Below are 15,991 nucleotides of genomic sequence, written 5' to 3' on the forward strand. Positions count from 1 at the left end.
GCATCGATAAGAATGCCTGTGGCTAGGGATTTCGTCGTCACAGAAGTCCTTTCGCGCGGCCCGAGTAGAACCCGAGATTACCAGCGTGACCCAACTTGTAACTTTTCAAGGGCATTTGACTGCGCACATCATTCGCGGTTGGCCGGTAGCTTGGATGTATCCGCCACGCCATTCCTGGTGCGGGAAAGGAGCGCAACATGGGTGACTCAGAGCGTTCTGAAGCATTCAAGAACCCCCGCGATATCCCCCTGTCCAGCGAAGATGCTGCCGAGTTGGAACAGTTGCGTCGTGAAGCAGCAGTGCTGCGCGAGCAACTGGACAACGTAGCGGCCCATCAGAGCTCCACGCGCACGGCCCGCGACGTCCATCAACTCGAAGCCCGTATCGACTCACTCGCCGCGCGCAATTCCAAATTAATGGAAACTCTTAAAGAGGCTCGCCAACAACTGCTGGCGCTGCGCGAAGAAGTGGACCGGTTGGGGCAGCCGCCCAGCGGTTACGGCGTGCTACTCGGCACGCACGAGGACGAGACCGTCGACGTGTTCACCTCGGGTCGCAAGATGCGTCTGACGTGCTCGCCGAACATCGACACCTCGTCGATGCGGAAGGGCCAGACCGTCCGGCTCAACGAGGCACTGACCGTGGTCGAGGTCGGGACGTTCGAATCGGTCGGTGAGATCTCCACGCTGCGTGAGGTGCTCAACGACGGGCACCGGGCGTTGGTGGTCGGCCACGCTGACGAGGAGCGCATCGTCTGGCTGGCCGAACCGCTGGTCGCTGAGGACCTGCCCGAAGGGCATCCCGACGCCCTCAACGACGACAGCCGGCCCCGCAAACTGCGGCCGGGTGACTCGCTGCTGGTCGACACCAAAGCCGGCTACGCGTTCGAGCGCATCCCGAAGGCCGAGGTCGAGGACCTGGTGCTCGAAGAGGTGCCGGATGTCAGCTACTCCGACATTGGTGGTCTGACCCGTCAGATCGAGCAGATCCGTGACGCCGTCGAGTTGCCGTTCCTGCACAAGGATCTGTACCGCGAGTACGCGTTGCGTCCGCCCAAGGGTGTGCTGCTCTATGGCCCGCCCGGTTGCGGTAAGACCCTGATCGCCAAGGCGGTGGCAAACTCGCTGGCGAAGAAGATGGCGGACCTGCGTGGGGACGACGCCCGCGAGGCCAAGTCCTACTTCCTCAACATCAAGGGCCCCGAACTGCTCAACAAGTTCGTCGGCGAGACCGAGCGGCACATCCGGCTGATCTTCCAGCGGGCCCGGGAAAAGGCCTCCGAGGGCACCCCGGTGATCGTGTTCTTCGACGAGATGGACTCGATCTTCCGCACCCGCGGCACCGGCGTCTCCTCGGACGTCGAGACCACCGTGGTGCCGCAGTTGCTGTCCGAGATCGACGGTGTCGAGGGACTCGAGAACGTCATCGTGATCGGCGCCTCCAACCGCGAGGACATGATCGACCCGGCCATCCTGCGGCCCGGCCGTCTGGACGTGAAGATCAAGATCGAGCGCCCGGATGCCGAAGCGGCACAGGACATCTTCTCCAAGTACCTGGTGGACACGCTGCCGGTGCACGCCGACGACCTCGCCGAGTTCGAGGGCGACCGCGGTGCCTGCATCCGGGCGATGATCGAGAAGGTCGTCGAGCGGATGTACGCCGAGATCGACGACAACCGGTTCCTGGAGGTCACCTACGCCAACGGTGACAAGGAAGTCATGTACTTCAAGGACTTCAACTCCGGGGCAATGATCCAGAACGTCGTCGACCGGGCAAAGAAGAACGCGATCAAGTCGGTGTTGGAGACAGGCCAGCCGGGTCTGCGCATCCAGCACCTGCTCGACTCGATCGTCGACGAGTTCGCCGAGAACGAGGACTTGCCCAACACCACCAATCCCGATGACTGGGCGCGGATTTCGGGCAAGAAGGGTGAACGGATCGTCTATATCCGCACCCTGGTCACCGGCAAGTCGTCGAGCGCGTCGCGGGCCATCGATACCGAGTCGAACCTGGGTCAGTACCTGTAGCCCAGGCGCGTTCAGACTCAGGTCACCAGCGAATAGCTGTTGGTCAGGTCATCCTGCAGTACCTGAGCGGCTTGGGTGGTGGTGTCGACGCGCAACTCGTCGGAGAGCACACGCGAGTGATACGCCCAGCCCGTCGGCAGGTTGAGTCGCTCGCCAAGCTTGGGCAGATCCGCCCGCGACAGGTTGGGGTCGGCCACCTGGCTCCAGGTTTGCATCACCCACTGCCGGCCGTGCGGGTCCTGAAGTTCATAGATCTCCTGGCCAGCGTCGAAGACGAACACTGTGTTGCGGCTCACCTGGTTGACGGTGTACGGCGACGGGTTCATCGACGAGAGCAGCACAGTGGCCTGCAGCAACATGTCGATGCCCCCGAAGGTCTTGATGATCTGCATTCCCGCAGAGGGCTTCTCGATGCTGTTCATCAACCAGTAGCGCGGACCGTTGAGTAGCGCAGTGGCCGCACCGTTTTCGGTTGCGATGGCGTGAGCGTCCAGAGCCGACCAGAGCTCGGCCGGACAGTCGTTGAGCGGGAAGCTGTTGTAGACGGTGGCTTGCGGACCCGCCTCGCCGGGGGTTACGAGAAGTACTTCGCCGTAACGCTTCCCGGACAGGTCACCCGCGGCATGGCGGGATGTGGAACTCGATTGTGGGGCTGACACAGGGTGAACCTAATCACCCAGCTCACCAGCGTCAATCATCGGCGTAGTCGCTACCGGACCGCGATACCGGCCACGCGCCACCAGGGCGGCACGCAGGTCGGCGATCAGCGGGTCGACGAACGTCGCGCGGTAGTCGTCGTCGCCGGCCGCGCGGGCGCTGACGTACATGAAGGTCAACGCCCCCAGGAATAAGCACAAATGAGTCAGCGAATCAGGCACGGGAACCGTCAGGTTCAGAATCGTCGAGTTGGCCTCGGTGGTGCGGGCCCACTCTTTGAGCAGGGCCGGAGTCAGCACGATCAAACCGAGGACCACATAGATCCCGCTAGTGAGCGCCGCGACCACCGTGATCTGGGTCAGTTGCGAGGCGACCAGCACGAAAACTACGTTGACGCGCTCAATCCTGCTCAACGCGGGTGCGTTCGGCGGGTCCGGCATCGCCGCAAAGGGCGTGTCGGCTAGGCGTTCTGCCTCGTCGGTGACCCCGGTTGGCGAGCGCAGCATTGGCCGGATACGTTCTGCGGTCGCAGAGACCACGAACGCGGCGGAGATGCCGACCAAGAACACCACTGCGAGCGCCAATCGGCCGCCGGTGATGGTCGCCGACATCAGCCAGACATTGCCATTGAAGAAGACCAGGGTGGTCAGCAGAACTACCGGCAGCGCCCGAACTGCGAGGCCGCCGATCGTGGTGAGGTGCGACAGCGTCATGCGGGCCGACCAACCGGCGACGGACCCGACCCCGAGTCCGGTCAACAGCATCAACACCGCGGCGGTGCCCGCAGCGTTGCCGAGATGCTGCGGTCCGTTCTGGAGAGCAATCACGATCCCCACCAGCGCTGTAGACACCGTCGAGGCCGTCGCGCGTCTACGACGGTCCGCCATCCGCGACACCAGCCAACCGACGACCGCCATCGCCACCGGGGCCAGTCCGAGGAGCGCCAGTAGGAAGAAGTCCCGAGGGGTGAGCTGTCCTTCGATCACGATGTGCTCCGGGTCCGCGACGAACAGGATCGGCAGAGTCCAACAGTGCAGCGTGGCGTAGGCCGCCAACATCGGCGCCGACCGCGACCAGAGTCGTCGCCACCGCCCGCGTGTCGTCAGCACCGACGGCAGACCGCGCTGCAAGAACCAGCTTTCCGCCTGGTCCGTGGCCGATGATGGGCTCATGGCGGGTCACAGTAGCCGTTCACTCTGCGCGCAGGGTGCGGCTTACTCGCACTTTGTCGCCCTAGACGCAGAGCCAACGGCGGGGGAGCAGCCCCCGCAGGGGCTGCATCGTCGGCGGGCTCGGCTTGATTGCCCGCCTCCTCACCAGCCCCCGCAGGGGCTGCATCGTCGGCGGGCCTAGGCTTCAAGGCATGCAACGGATTATCGGGACGGAGGTCGAGTACGGCATCTCCTCGCCGTCGGACCCGACCGCCAACCCGATCCTCACCTCGACCCAAGCCGTTCTGGCCTATGCCGCGGCCGCCGGCATCCAGCGCGCCAAACGTACCCGCTGGGATTACGAGGTCGAATCGCCGCTGCGCGACGCGCGTGGGTTCGATCTGAGCCGCTCGGCCGGACCGCCACCCGTCGTCGATGCCGACGAGGTCGGCGCGGCCAACATGATCCTGACCAATGGGGCCCGGCTCTACGTCGACCACGCCCACCCGGAGTATTCGGCGCCGGAATGCACCGACCCGATGGACGCGGTGATCTGGGACAAGGCCGGCGAACGGGTGATGGAGGCGGCCGCACGGCATGTCGCCAGCGTGCCCGGTGCCGCGAAACTGCAGCTCTACAAGAACAACGTCGACGGCAAGGGTGCGTCCTACGGGTCGCACGAGAATTACCTGATGTCGCGGCAGACGCCGTTCTCGGCCATCATCGCCGGCCTGACGCCGTTCCTGGTGTCGCGACAGGTGGTGACCGGATCCGGGCGCGTCGGCATCGGCGCCTCCGGTGATGAGGCCGGCTTCCAGTTGTCGCAACGGTCGGACTACATCGAGGTCGAAGTCGGCCTGGAGACCACCCTCAAGCGCGGCATCATCAACACCCGCGACGAACCGCACGCCGACGCCGACCGGTACCGACGGCTGCACGTCATCATCGGTGACGCCAACCTCGCCGAGACCTCGACCTACCTGAAGCTGGGCACCACCGCCCTAGCGCTGGACCTGATCGAGGAAGGGGTCGACCTCAGTGACCTGGCCCTGGCGCGCCCGGTGCACGCCGTGCACGCGGTCAGCCGCGACCCGTCGCTGCGTCAGACCGTCGCGCTGGTCGACGGTCGCGAGTTGACGGCCCTTGCGCTGCAACGGATCTACCTCGATAGGGTCGCCAAGCTGGTCGACAGCCGCGACCCGGATCCCCGTGCCTCGCACGTCGTGGAAACCTGGGCACACGCACTCGATCTGCTCGAACGGGACCCGATGGAGTGTGCCGAGCTGCTGGACTGGCCGGCCAAGCTGCGGCTGCTGGAAGGGTTTCGCCAGCGCGAGAACCTGAGCTGGTCGGCGCCGCGGCTGCACCTGGTGGATCTGCAGTACTCCGACGTGCGATTGGACAAAGGCCTGTACAACCGCCTGGTGGCGCGCGGATCGATGAAGCGCCTGGTTAGCGAGCATCAGGTGCTCGAGGCGGTGGACAACCCCCCGACGGACACCCGCGCATACTTCCGCGGCGAGTGCCTACGCCGGTTCGGGGCCGACATCGCCGCGGCCAGTTGGGACTCGGTGATTTTCGACCTCGGCGGTGACTCGCTGGTACGGATCCCGACGCTGGAGCCGCTGCGTGGCAGCAAAGCACATGTGGGGGAGTTGCTGGATTCGGTGGACAGCGCCGTGGAGCTGGTGGAACAGCTGACGCGGTGACCGGTTGACGGCGTGGTCAGACCGACGAAATGTCGGGGCCGACCGGTAGGGTAGAGAAAAGTCAACGGGCGAATGGACACCCGCCCGAAGGGCGTATGACGAGCAGGAGGCGGCGATGGCGCAGGAGCAGACCAAACGCGGCGGTGGCGGCGGCGATGACGACGACGTCACCGGTGCGGCGGCCGCTGGCCAGGAACGCCGCGAGAAGCTGACCGAGGACACCGACGATCTGCTCGACGAGATCGACGACGTCCTGGAGGAGAACGCCGAGGACTTCGTGCGGGCATACGTCCAAAAGGGCGGCCAGTGACCTGGCAGTCGCCCGATCGCCTACCCATCAACTCAGCACTTCCCGGATCCTCAGGCATAGACCTGTCGTCGTTTGCTGACTTCCTGCGCCGCCAGGCACCGGAGTTGCTGCCCGTCGGGATCACTGGTGCCTCGCTCGGCGACCAGCTGCCGCACGGCACCACCATCGTCGCGCTGAAGTATCCGGGCGGAGTCCTGATCGCCGGAGACCGGCGATCCACGCAGGGCAACATGATCGCCGGGCGCGACGTGCGCAAGGTCTACATCACCGACGACTACACCGCCACCGGCATCGCAGGCACCGCGGCGATCGCGGTCGAATTCGCCCGCCTCTACGCGGTCGAACTCGAGCACTACGAGAAGCTCGAAGGCGTGCCGCTGACGTTCGCCGGCAAGGTGAACCGGCTGGCGATCATGGTGCGCGGCAACCTGCCCGCCGCCATGCAGGGCCTGGTGGCGCTGCCGCTGCTGGTCGGTTACGACATCCATGCCGCCGACCCGGAGTCAGCGGGTCGCATCGTGTCCTTCGACGCCGCCGGCGGCTGGAACATCGAAGAGGAGGGCTACCAGTCGGTGGGCTCGGGCTCGATCTTCGCCAAGTCGTCCATCAAGAAGCTGTATTCCCAAGTCGCCGACGCGGATTCGGCCCTGCGGGTCGCGGTCGAAGCGCTCTACGACGCTGCCGACGACGACTCCGCGACGGGCGGTCCGGACCTGGTCCGCGGCATCTATCCCACCGCGGTCACCATCGACGCCGACGGCGCGATGGAGATCCCGGAGCGCCGGATCGCTGAACTCGCGCGCGGTGTCATCGAAAGTCGTTCGCGCGCTGATACTTTCGGCCCCGATGGCGGTGAGAAGTGAGCTTCCCGTATTTCATCTCGCCCGAACAGGCGATGCGCGAGCGCAGCGAGCTCGCCCGCAAGGGCATTGCCCGCGGACGCAGCGTGGTGGCTCTGGCCTACGCCGGTGGCGTGCTGTTCGTCGCGGAGAATCCCTCGCGATCGCTGCAGAAGATCAGCGAGCTGTACGACCGGGTCGGTTTCGCCGCGGCCGGCAAGTTCAACGAGTTCGACAACCTGCGCCGCGGCGGCATCCAATTTGCCGACACCCGCGGCTACGCGTACGACCGTCGCGATGTCACCGGCAGGCAGCTCGCCAACGTCTACGCCCAGACGCTGGGCAGCATCTTCACCGAGCAGGCCAAGCCCTACGAAGTGGAACTGTGCGTGGCTGAAGTCGCCCACTACGGCGAGACGAAGGCCCCGGAGCTCTACCGGATCACCTACGACGGGTCGATCGCCGACGAGCCGCATTTCGTGGTGATGGGCGGCACCACCGAACCGATCATCAACGCACTCAAGGAGTCGTTCGCCGAGGAAGCCGAGCTGCCCGACGCCCTGCGGATGGCGGTGGAAGCGCTGCGCGCCGGCAGTGCCGACTCCAGTAGCAACGGCCAGGCCAGCGTAGGTGTGGCCAGCCTGGAAGTCGCGATCCTCGACGCCAACCGGCCGCGGCGGGCGTTCAAACGCCTCACCCGGTCGACGGTGGAAAGCCTGCTGCAGGACGGCGAGCCGGAATCGGACAGCGCTGCAGAGTCCGAAGGCGAGTCCCCCGAGTAGGCGCGGCATCGGAGTGCGCCGCGGGTCTGCCGGAAACAGGTCCGACGCGTCCGGTCACAGTTGCGGCACAGGCGCGGCTTGCTGACTGCAGCGGTAGGACAGCAAGTACCCTCGATAACGTGCAGCGACGAATCATGGGCATCGAGACCGAGTTCGGTGTCACCTGCACCTTCCACGGGCATCGTCGACTCAGCCCGGACGAGGTGGCCCGCTATCTGTTCCGCCGCGTGGTGTCGTGGGGACGCAGCTCCAACGTGTTCCTGCGCAACGGCGCCCGGCTCTACCTCGACGTGGGCAGTCACCCCGAGTACGCCACCGCCGAATGCGACAGCCTGGTGCAACTAGTCACCCACGACCGCGCCGGCGAATGGGTGCTGGAAGACCTGCTGGTCGACGCCGAACAGCGGCTCGCCGACGAGGGCATCGGCGGCGACATCTACCTGTTCAAGAACAACACCGACTCCGCGGGCAACTCCTACGGCTGCCACGAGAACTACCTGATCGTGCGCGCCGGCGAATTCTCCCGCATCTCCGACGTGCTGCTGCCGTTCCTGGTCACCCGCCAGCTGATCTGCGGGGCCGGCAAGGTGCTGCAGACCCCCAAAGCCGCGACGTTCTGCCTGTCCCAGCGCGCCGAACACATCTGGGAAGGTGTGTCCAGCGCGACCACCCGCAGCCGGCCCATCATCAACACCCGCGACGAACCGCACGCCGACGCCGAGAAGTACCGCCGTCTGCACGTCATCGTGGGTGACTCCAACATGTCCGAGACCACCACCATGCTCAAGGTCGGCACCGCCGCGCTGGTGCTGGAGATGATCGAGGCGGGGGTGGCGTTCCGGGACTTCTCCTTGGACAACCCGATTCGCGCCATCCGCGAAGTCAGCCACGACGTCACCGGTCGCCGCCCGGTCCGGCTGGCCGGCGGCCGTCAGGCCAGCGCGCTGGACATCCAGCGGGAGTACTACAGTCGCGCGGTCGAGCACCTGCAGAACCGTGAACCCAACGCGCAGATCGAGCAGGTCGTCGACCTGTGGGGCCGCCAGCTCGACGCCGTGGAGAGCCAGGACTTCGCCAAGGTGGACACCGAGATCGACTGGGTCATCAAGCGCAAGCTCTTCCAGCGCTACCAGGACCGCTACAACATGGAGTTGTCCGACCCCAAGATCGCGCAGCTCGACCTGGCCTACCACGACATCAAGCGCGGCCGCGGTGTCTTCGACCTGCTGCAACGCAAGGGTCTGGCCACCCGGGTCACCACCGACGAGGAGATCGCCGACGCGGTGGACCACCCGCCGCAAACCACCCGCGCCCGGCTGCGCGGGGAGTTCATCAGCGCAGCCCAGGCTGCCGGTCGTGACTTCACCGTCGACTGGGTGCACCTGAAGCTCAATGACCAGGCGCAGCGCACGGTGCTGTGCAAAGACCCGTTCCGGGCGGTCGACGAGCGGGTGAAACGACTCATCGCGAGTATGTGACCGAACCCGGCGCTACTCGAACCTGCGCATAAGCTCGCGCCCGCGCATGAAAAGGAGTCGAGGCATCTAACCTAGGACGGATGCCCACTTCGAAAGTCGAACGGCTGGTCAACCTCGTGATCGCCCTGCTGTCCACGCGCGGCTACATCACCGCCGAGAAGATCAGGTCCAACGTCGCCGGCTACTCCGAAAGCCCCACCGCCGAAGCGTTCTCGCGGATGTTCGAGCGGGACAAGAACGAGTTGCGCGACTTGGGCATCCCGCTCGAGGTCGGCAGAGTGTCCAATCTGGACCCCACCGAGGGCTACCGCATCAACCGCGAGGCCTACGCGCTGCCGGAGGTCGAGTTGACTGCCGCCGAGGCGGCGGCGGTCGCGGTCGCCACCCAGTTGTGGGAATCGCCGGAGCTGATCACCGCCACTCAGGGCGCCCTGCTCAAGCTGCGCGCGGCCGGTGTGGAGGTCGATTCCGGTGCCCCGGTGGCCATCGCCTCACCGCCCGGTGTTCCCGGCCTGCGGGGCTCGGAAGACATCCTGGGAATCCTGTTGGCGGCCATCCAATCTCGGCAGGCCGTCCAGTTTCCGCACCGCCCGTCGCGCGCCGAACCGTTCACCACCCGCACGGTCGAACCGTGGGGCGTCGTCACCGAGAAAGGCCGCTGGTATCTCGTCGGGCATGACCGGGACCGCAACGCCACCCGCACGTTCCGACTCTCGCGGATCGGTCCCGGCGTCACGCCCATCGGGCAGCCCGGCGCGGTCACCGTGCCCGAGGATGTTGATCTTCCCGGGATCGTGGCCGCCGCCGTCGCCGAAGCGCCGACCGGCGCGCAGGCCAGCGTCTGGGTGGCCGACGGACGCGGCACCGCATTGCGGCGCACCGGCAGGCCGGTCGGCCCGCAGCGACTGGCCGGCCGCGACGGCGACGTGATCGAGATCGACATCGGATTCAGCGACCGACTGGCCCGTGAGATCGCCGGTTATGGCGCCGACGCGATCGTGTTGCAGCCGCAATCGCTGCGCGAGGATGTCCTGGCGCGGCTCCGGGCGGCGGCCGCTGTGGCGGAGGCGCCGGCGTGACCCAACTGTCCAACCGGCTGGTGCGACTGCTGAACATGGTGCCCTACCTGATGTCGAATCCGGCGATCACCAAAGCCGAGGCGGCCGCCGAACTCGGCGTGTCCGACAAGCAGTTCGAAGCCGACCTCAACCAGCTCTGGATGTGCGGTCTGCCGGGCTATTACCCCGGCGACCTGATCGACTTCGAGTTCTCCGGCGACACCGTCAAGGTGACGTTCTCGGCGGGAATCGACCGGCCGCTCAAACTGACGTCGCCGGAGGCAACCGGGCTGTTGGTGGCATTGCGCGCGCTGGCCGACATTCCCGGCGTCGTCGATCCGCAGGCAGCGCGCAGCGCGATCGCCAAGATCGCCGCGGCGGCCGGCGCCGTCGGACATGAGGACACCGTGTCCGCGGTGGAAAAACCAGCGCCGGTGGAGAGCCGCGCCGCAGCGGTCGTACGTGCGGCCATCCGCGACGGACATGCGCTGACCCTCGACTATTACGCCGCCTCGCACGACTCGCTGACCCAGCGGACCGTCGACCCGATCCGGGTGCTGCTGATCGGCGGCCACAGCTACCTGGAAGCGTGGTCGCGCGAGGCCGAGGGGGTCCGACTGTTCCGGTTCGACCGCATCGTCGACGCCACCGACCTGGGTGAACCCGCCTCGCCGCCGGAACCGGCACGGCAATCGCCGCCGGACACCTCGCTGTTCGACGGCGACCCGTCCTTGCCGTCGGCGACGCTGCTGGTGGCGCCGTCCGCGTCGTGGATGTTCGAGTACTACCCGTTGCGGGAGGTACGCGAACACTCCGACGGCTCCTGCGAGGCGACGATGACCTATGCCTCCGACGACTGGATGGCGCGGCTGGTGCTGGGCTTCGGATCCGAGGTCAAGGTGCTGGCGCCAGAGTCGCTCGCGTCCCGGGTCCGATCCGCCGCGGAGGCGGCCATCGCGGCCTACCAGGCCGCTGAACTCGGCTGATGCCGGTCGCGCCGACGGCGCGCAGCGCGCGTGTCCCGGTGCGGCAGCCGTACTGCGGTAACATCAGGGCCAACGTCTGGAGGTAATCAAAGTGGGCAGTCTTCAACCGTGGCACTGGCTAATCCTGGCCGTTGTGGTGATCGTGCTGTTCGGTGCCAAGCGGCTCCCCGATGCAGCGCGCTCGCTGGGCAAGTCGCTGCGGATCTTCAAGTCCGAGGTCCGCGAGATGCAGAGCGAGAACAAGACCGACGCCGCCATCGAAAACCCCACGCCGGTGCAGTCGCAGCGCGTCGAACACCCCGCGCCCGCGGAGCAGGGTCACACCGAGGCGCGGCCGGCCTAGCCCGGCGGCATTCTGACCGAATGTGGTGAAAGGTGCCAGGGCCTCAGCGCGCGCTCTCGGTCCGCTGAGACGGCTGAACCCGCGTAACCGGCGCAGCCGGGTCAATCCCGACGCGACCATGTCGCTGGTCGACCACCTCACCGAACTGCGGGCCCGGCTGCTGGTTTCGCTGGGCGCGATCGTGGTTACCACGGCGTTCGGATTCATCTGGTACTCCCACCCGATCTTCGGGGTGGAGAGCCTGGGCGAATGGCTGCGCCAGCCGTACTGCGCACTGCCGCAATCGGCGCGCGCCAGTATCAGCGCCGACGGGCAATGCCGGCTGCTGGCCACCGCGCCGTTCGACCAGTTCATGCTGCGGCTCAAGGTCGGGATGACGGCCGGAATCGTGGCCGCCTGCCCGGTGTGGTTCTACGAGCTCTGGGCGTTCATCACGCCCGGCCTGTACAAGAAGGAACGCCGGTTCGCGGTGGCGTTCGTGATCCCGGCAGCGTTTCTGTTCGTCGCCGGCGCGTTTCTGGCCTATCTGGTGTTGTCCAAAGCGCTCAGCTTCCTGCTGACGGTCGGCAGCGACGTGCAGGTGACCGCGCTGTCGGGCGACCGGTACTTCGGCTTCCTGATCAATCTGTTGGTCGTATTCGGGGTCAGCTTCGAATTTCCGCTGCTGATCGTGATGCTCAACTTCGCCGGTGTGCTCACTTATGAACGGCTCAAATCCTGGCGGCGCGGCCTGATCTTCACCATGTTCCTGTTCGCCGCGGTGTTCACCCCGGGCTCCGACCCGTTCTCGATGACCGCGCTCGGACTGGCGCTGACCGTGCTGCTGGAGTTCGCCATCCAGATCGCCAGACTGCACGACCGGCGTAAAGCCAAACGCGAAGCCGCCGCCATTCCCGACGACGAGGCATCGCCAATCGACAAGCCCGAGCCGATACCCGCGCCGTCGGTGATCGGCGGAAGTCATGACGACGTCACTTAAGCACCCACGCGCCACCGTTGCGGCGCCCAGCGCCCCTAAATGTGCGACAAAAGGGCATTTTGACCGCCAATTTGGGGACGCTCGCGCAAGCCCGGCAAGGTGGTGGGGTGACTGATCTGCCCGAGTTGGCCCGATTCAGCGCCGAACTGCCCTTTGCCCTCGACGATTTTCAGCGGCGGGCCTGTGGCGCGCTGGAGGGCGGCCACGGCGTGCTGGTCTGCGCGCCGACCGGCGCCGGAAAAACAGTGGTCGGGGAGTTCGCCGTGCACCTGGCGCTGGCCGCCGGCGGCAAATGCTTCTACACCACCCCGCTCAAGGCGCTGAGCAACCAAAAACACTCGGACCTGACGGCCCGCTACGGCAAGGATCGGATCGGGTTGTTGACCGGCGACGTGTCGGTCAACGCCGATGCCCCGGTCGTCATCATGACCACCGAGGTGCTGCGCAACATGCTCTACGCCGATTCGGCTGCGCTGCAGGGGCTTTCCCACGTGGTGATGGACGAGGTGCACTTCCTGGCCGACCGGATGCGCGGGCCGGTGTGGGAGGAAGTCATCCTGCATCTGCCCGACGAGGTGCGGGTGGTGAGCCTCTCCGCGACGGTCAGCAACGCCGAGGAGTTCGGCGGCTGGATTCAGACGGTGCGCGGTGACACCACCGTGGTCGTCGACGAGCACCGGCCGGTCCCGCTGTGGCAGCACGTCCTGGTGGGCAAACGGCTGTTCGACCTGTTCGATTACCGGTCGCAGGGCCCCAAGGACAAGCCGCACGTCAACCCCGAGCTGTTGCAACACATCGCGCATCGCCGCGAGGCCGACCGGATGTCGGACTGGCAGCCGCGCCGGGGCCCACGCGGTGGCCCGGCGCGCGGTGGGGGACGACCCAGGTTCTACCGCCCTCCCGCGCGGCCGGATGTGATCGCGTCCCTGGACTCCGCCGGGCTGCTGCCCGCCATCACTTTTGTCTTCTCCCGGGTCGGCTGCGACGCCGCCGTCCAGCAGTGCCTGCGATCACCGCTCAAGCTGACCACCGAAGCCGAACGGGCCCGCATCGCCGAGGTCATCGACCACCGCTGTGGCGACCTGGCCGACGCCGACCTGGCCGTCCTGGGCTATTACGAGTGGCGCGAAGGTCTGCTGCGCGGCCTGGCCGCCCATCATGCGGGGATGTTGCCCGCCTTCCGCCACACGGTGGAGGAGCTGTTCACCGCTGGCCTGGTCCGGGCCGTCTTCGCGACCGAGACCTTGGCGCTGGGCATCAACATGCCGGCCCGCACGGTCGTGCTGGAGAAACTGGTCAAGTTCAACGGTGAGCAGCACGTACCGCTGACGCCGGGGGAGTACACGCAGCTGACCGGCCGGGCTGGCCGCCGCGGCATCGACGTGGAAGGCCACGCGGTGGTGCTGTGGCACCCGGATGTGGAACCGTCGGAGGTCGCGGGGTTGGCCTCGACCCGTACCTTCCCGCTGCGCAGCTCGTTCGTGCCGTCGTACAACATGACGATCAACCTGGTGCGTCAGCTCGGGCCCGACGAGGCGCATCGGCTGCTGGAGCAGTCGTTCGCCCAGTATCAGGCCGACCGATCGGTGGTCAGCGTGGTGCGCGGCATCGAACGCGGCAAGAGCATGCTCGACGAGATCGCTGCCGAGATCGGCGGTCACGATTCAGCAGTCCTGGATTACGCCCGGTTGCGCGCCCAGATCAGCGAGCTGGAACGTACGGCGGCGCGGGCTTCTCGGCTGCACCGCAGGCAGGCGGCCAGTGATGCGCTGGCCGCGCTGCGTCGCGGCGACATCATCACCATCAACCACGGCCGCCGGGGCGGGCTGGCCGTGGTGCTGGAGTCCGCTCGTGACACCTCCGACCCGCGGCCGCTGGTCCTGACCGAACACCGTTGGGCGGGGCGGATCTCGTCGGCCGACTACACCGGGGCCACGCCCCCGGTCGGTTCCATGACGTTGCCCAAGCGGGTCGAGCACCGCCAGCCGCGGGTACGACGGGATCTTGCGTCCGCGCTGCGGGCCGCCGCCGAGGGGCTGACGGCTCCTTCGGGGCGCCGCGCGAAGGAGAACGCGCATTACGATCCGGAGCTGACGGCGCTGCGCGAGCAGTTGCGCCGCCACCCGCTGCACAGTTCTGCAGGTCTCGAGGAGCAGGTCCGCCAGGCCGAGCGCTACCTCCGGATCGAACGCGACAATGCGCAGTTGCAGCGCAAGGTGGCCGCCGCCACCAATTCGCTGGCCCGCACGTTCGACCGGATTGTCGGACTGCTCACCGAGCGGGAGTTCATCCGCGGCCCGGCAACCGATCCCCAGGTGACCGACGACGGCCGGCTGCTGGCCCGGATCTACAGCGAGAGCGACCTGCTGGTGGCCGAGTGCCTGCGCACGGGTGCCTGGGCCGGCCTGAAGCCGCCCGAGCTCGCTGCGGTGGTGTCGGCAGTGCTGTTTGAAACCCGCGGCGGGGACGGTCCTGGCGCGCCGTTCGGCACGGATGTACCGACCCCGGCGTTGCGCCAGGCGTTGATGCAGACTGCTCGGTTGTCGACGGCGTTGCGGGCCGATGAGCAGACCCACCGGATCGCCCAGAGCCGCGAACCCGACGACGGTTTTGTGCGGGTGATCTACCGCTGGGCGCGCACCGGCGACCTGGCCGCGGCACTGGCCGCCGCCGACGCCGCGGATGCTGGAACACCGTTGTCAGCAGGGGATTTCGTGCGCTGGTGCCGTCAGGTGCTCGACCTGCTGGACCAGGTTCGCAATGCGGCCCCGGACCCCGATGTGCGTGCCGCCGCCAAGCGCGCTATCAATGACGTTCGGCGCGGCGTCGTCGCAGTTGACGCCGGGTAGGCTAGGCCGAGCTACGGTTACATCCGGACGTGATCGACACAGGACTGGACGGCCCAACGCGTGGCCAGGACAAACCGGACTGAGGAGTAACGATGAGTGGACCAGACCCGAGGTGGCAGCAGCCCGGCCAGGGCTCCTCGGACCCGACGGTGGCCGGGTCGCCCTGGCAGCAGCAGCCGGGTCAGGACGCGACCTGGCACGCGCAGTCCTACCCTGCCGCCGAATATCCCGCCGGATACCAGCAGCCGGCCGAGCAGGCCTACCCCCAGCAGCAGTACGCCCAACCCGGGTACGATCCCAACTCGCAGGCCACCCAGTTCGGCGGGACTCCGCAGTACGACCAATCCCAGTACGGGCAGCCCCAGTACGGGCAGGCTGCTCCGTACGGTCAGCCCCAGTACGGCCAGCCGGGTCAGCCCGGCCAATACGGACAACCCGGCCAGTACCCGGGCCAGCCCTCGCCCTACGGCCAGCCCGGCCCCAAGCGTTCCAAAGGCCTCATTTTCGGTGTGGTCGGCGGCATCTTGGCGCTGCTGATCGTGGTCGTCGGCATCCTCGGGTTTGTCGCGCCCGGTTTCTTCGTCACCACCACACTGGACGTCAACAAAGCCAACACTGGCGTGCAGACGATTTTGACCGACGAAACCAATGGTTATGGCGCCAAGAACGTCAAAGACGTCAAGTGCAACGGCGGATCCAACCCGACCGTGAAGAAGGGCGGTACCTTCGACTGCACGGTCAGCATCGACGGCGCATCCAAGCGCGTCACGGTGACCTTCCAGGACGACAAGGGCACCTACGAGGTTGGCCGGCCGCAGTAGCG

General features: G+C 66.8%; 14 protein-coding genes. 12 read left to right on the plus strand and 2 right to left on the minus strand.

Annotated elements, in window-relative coordinates; genetic code table 11:
- Positions 1-197 precede the first annotated feature (197 nt).
- Positions 198-2,027, plus strand: a complete 1,830-nt coding sequence (gene arc / locus AC5Y3Z_RS09820; RefSeq protein ID WP_463824414.1) for a proteasome ATPase — start codon at positions 198-200, stop codon at positions 2,025-2,027.
- 17 nt (positions 2,028-2,044) lie between these two features.
- Here the strand turns inward: arc and AC5Y3Z_RS09825 are convergent, their stop codons facing one another.
- Both AC5Y3Z_RS09825 and AC5Y3Z_RS09830 read right to left on the minus strand, forming a co-directional pair.
- Positions 2,045-2,686, minus strand: a complete 642-nt coding sequence (locus AC5Y3Z_RS09825; protein WP_463824413.1) for a hypothetical protein — start codon at positions 2,684-2,686, stop codon at positions 2,045-2,047.
- 9 nt (positions 2,687-2,695) lie between these two features.
- Positions 2,696-3,856, minus strand: a complete 1,161-nt coding sequence (locus tag AC5Y3Z_RS09830; RefSeq protein WP_463824412.1) for a hypothetical protein — start codon at positions 3,854-3,856, stop codon at positions 2,696-2,698.
- Between the two features lie 191 nt (positions 3,857-4,047).
- Here AC5Y3Z_RS09830 and dop point away from each other — a divergent pair, with 191 nt between their 5' ends.
- From dop to AC5Y3Z_RS09885, 11 genes are all read left to right on the plus strand, one after another.
- Positions 4,048-5,544, plus strand: a complete 1,497-nt coding sequence (dop, locus tag AC5Y3Z_RS09835) for a pup deamidase/depupylase (protein WP_463824411.1) — start codon at positions 4,048-4,050, stop codon at positions 5,542-5,544.
- A 115-nt stretch (positions 5,545-5,659) separates the two neighbouring features.
- Positions 5,660-5,854, plus strand: a complete 195-nt coding sequence (locus tag AC5Y3Z_RS09840; protein WP_065049939.1) for a ubiquitin-like protein Pup — start codon at positions 5,660-5,662, stop codon at positions 5,852-5,854.
- On the plus strand, positions 5,851-6,717 hold the full coding sequence (prcB, locus tag AC5Y3Z_RS09845) for a proteasome subunit beta (RefSeq protein ID WP_463824410.1): 867 nt from the start codon (positions 5,851-5,853) through the stop codon (positions 6,715-6,717). The genes AC5Y3Z_RS09840 and prcB overlap by 4 nt, the downstream gene beginning before the upstream one ends.
- Positions 6,714-7,475 (plus strand): proteasome subunit alpha, encoded by a 762-nt coding sequence (prcA, locus tag AC5Y3Z_RS09850; RefSeq protein ID WP_463824409.1) that lies wholly within the window; start codon positions 6,714-6,716, stop codon positions 7,473-7,475. Before prcB ends, prcA begins: the two co-directional genes overlap by 4 nt.
- A 119-nt stretch (positions 7,476-7,594) precedes the next feature.
- The gene (pafA, locus tag AC5Y3Z_RS09855; RefSeq protein WP_463824408.1) at positions 7,595-8,953 is read left to right on the plus strand and encodes a Pup--protein ligase; all 1,359 of its coding nucleotides are present in this window, start codon (positions 7,595-7,597) and stop codon (positions 8,951-8,953) included.
- An 80-nt stretch (positions 8,954-9,033) separates the two neighbouring features.
- Positions 9,034-10,032 carry a helix-turn-helix transcriptional regulator gene (locus AC5Y3Z_RS09860; RefSeq protein ID WP_463824407.1) on the plus strand — a complete coding sequence of 333 codons (999 nt, stop codon included), beginning with the start codon at positions 9,034-9,036 and terminating at the stop codon, positions 10,030-10,032.
- Entirely contained in the window at positions 10,029-10,997 is a 969-nt protein-coding gene (locus tag AC5Y3Z_RS09865; RefSeq protein ID WP_463824406.1) for a helix-turn-helix transcriptional regulator, read from the plus strand. Before AC5Y3Z_RS09860 ends, AC5Y3Z_RS09865 begins: the two co-directional genes overlap by 4 nt.
- Positions 10,998-11,088: 91 nt before the next feature.
- On the plus strand, positions 11,089-11,340 hold the full coding sequence (gene tatA / locus AC5Y3Z_RS09870; RefSeq protein WP_463824405.1) for a Sec-independent protein translocase subunit TatA: 252 nt from the start codon (positions 11,089-11,091) through the stop codon (positions 11,338-11,340).
- Between the two features lie 118 nt (positions 11,341-11,458).
- A complete protein-coding gene (gene tatC, locus AC5Y3Z_RS09875) occupies positions 11,459-12,319 on the plus strand; it encodes a twin-arginine translocase subunit TatC (RefSeq protein WP_463824907.1) in 861 nt (286 codons plus the stop codon).
- Between the two features lie 107 nt (positions 12,320-12,426).
- Positions 12,427-15,168 (plus strand): DEAD/DEAH box helicase, encoded by a 2,742-nt coding sequence (locus AC5Y3Z_RS09880; protein WP_463824404.1) that lies wholly within the window; start codon positions 12,427-12,429, stop codon positions 15,166-15,168.
- Between the two features lie 92 nt (positions 15,169-15,260).
- A complete protein-coding gene (locus AC5Y3Z_RS09885) occupies positions 15,261-15,989 on the plus strand; it encodes a DUF4333 domain-containing protein (protein WP_463824403.1) in 729 nt (242 codons plus the stop codon).
- The last annotated feature ends 2 nt before the right edge of the window (positions 15,990-15,991 follow it).

The organism is Mycobacterium sp. NGS61 (assembly GCF_059812325.1).

Coding starts and splice junctions, on each gene's coding strand:
- AC5Y3Z_RS09860 (WP_463824407.1), top strand. CDS start 9,034: ATGCCCACTTCGAAAGTCGAACGGCTGGTCAACCTCGTGATCGCCCTG.
- AC5Y3Z_RS09840 (WP_065049939.1), top strand. CDS start 5,660: ATGGCGCAGGAGCAGACCAAACGCGGCGGTGGCGGCGGCGATGACGAC.
- dop (WP_463824411.1), top strand. CDS start 4,048: ATGCAACGGATTATCGGGACGGAGGTCGAGTACGGCATCTCCTCGCCG.
- arc (WP_463824414.1), top strand. CDS start 198: ATGGGTGACTCAGAGCGTTCTGAAGCATTCAAGAACCCCCGCGATATC.
- AC5Y3Z_RS09885 (WP_463824403.1), top strand. CDS start 15,261: ATGAGTGGACCAGACCCGAGGTGGCAGCAGCCCGGCCAGGGCTCCTCG.
- tatC (WP_463824907.1), top strand. CDS start 11,459: ATGTCGCTGGTCGACCACCTCACCGAACTGCGGGCCCGGCTGCTGGTT.
- AC5Y3Z_RS09830 (WP_463824412.1), bottom strand. CDS start 3,856: ATGAGCCCATCATCGGCCACGGACCAGGCGGAAAGCTGGTTCTTGCAG.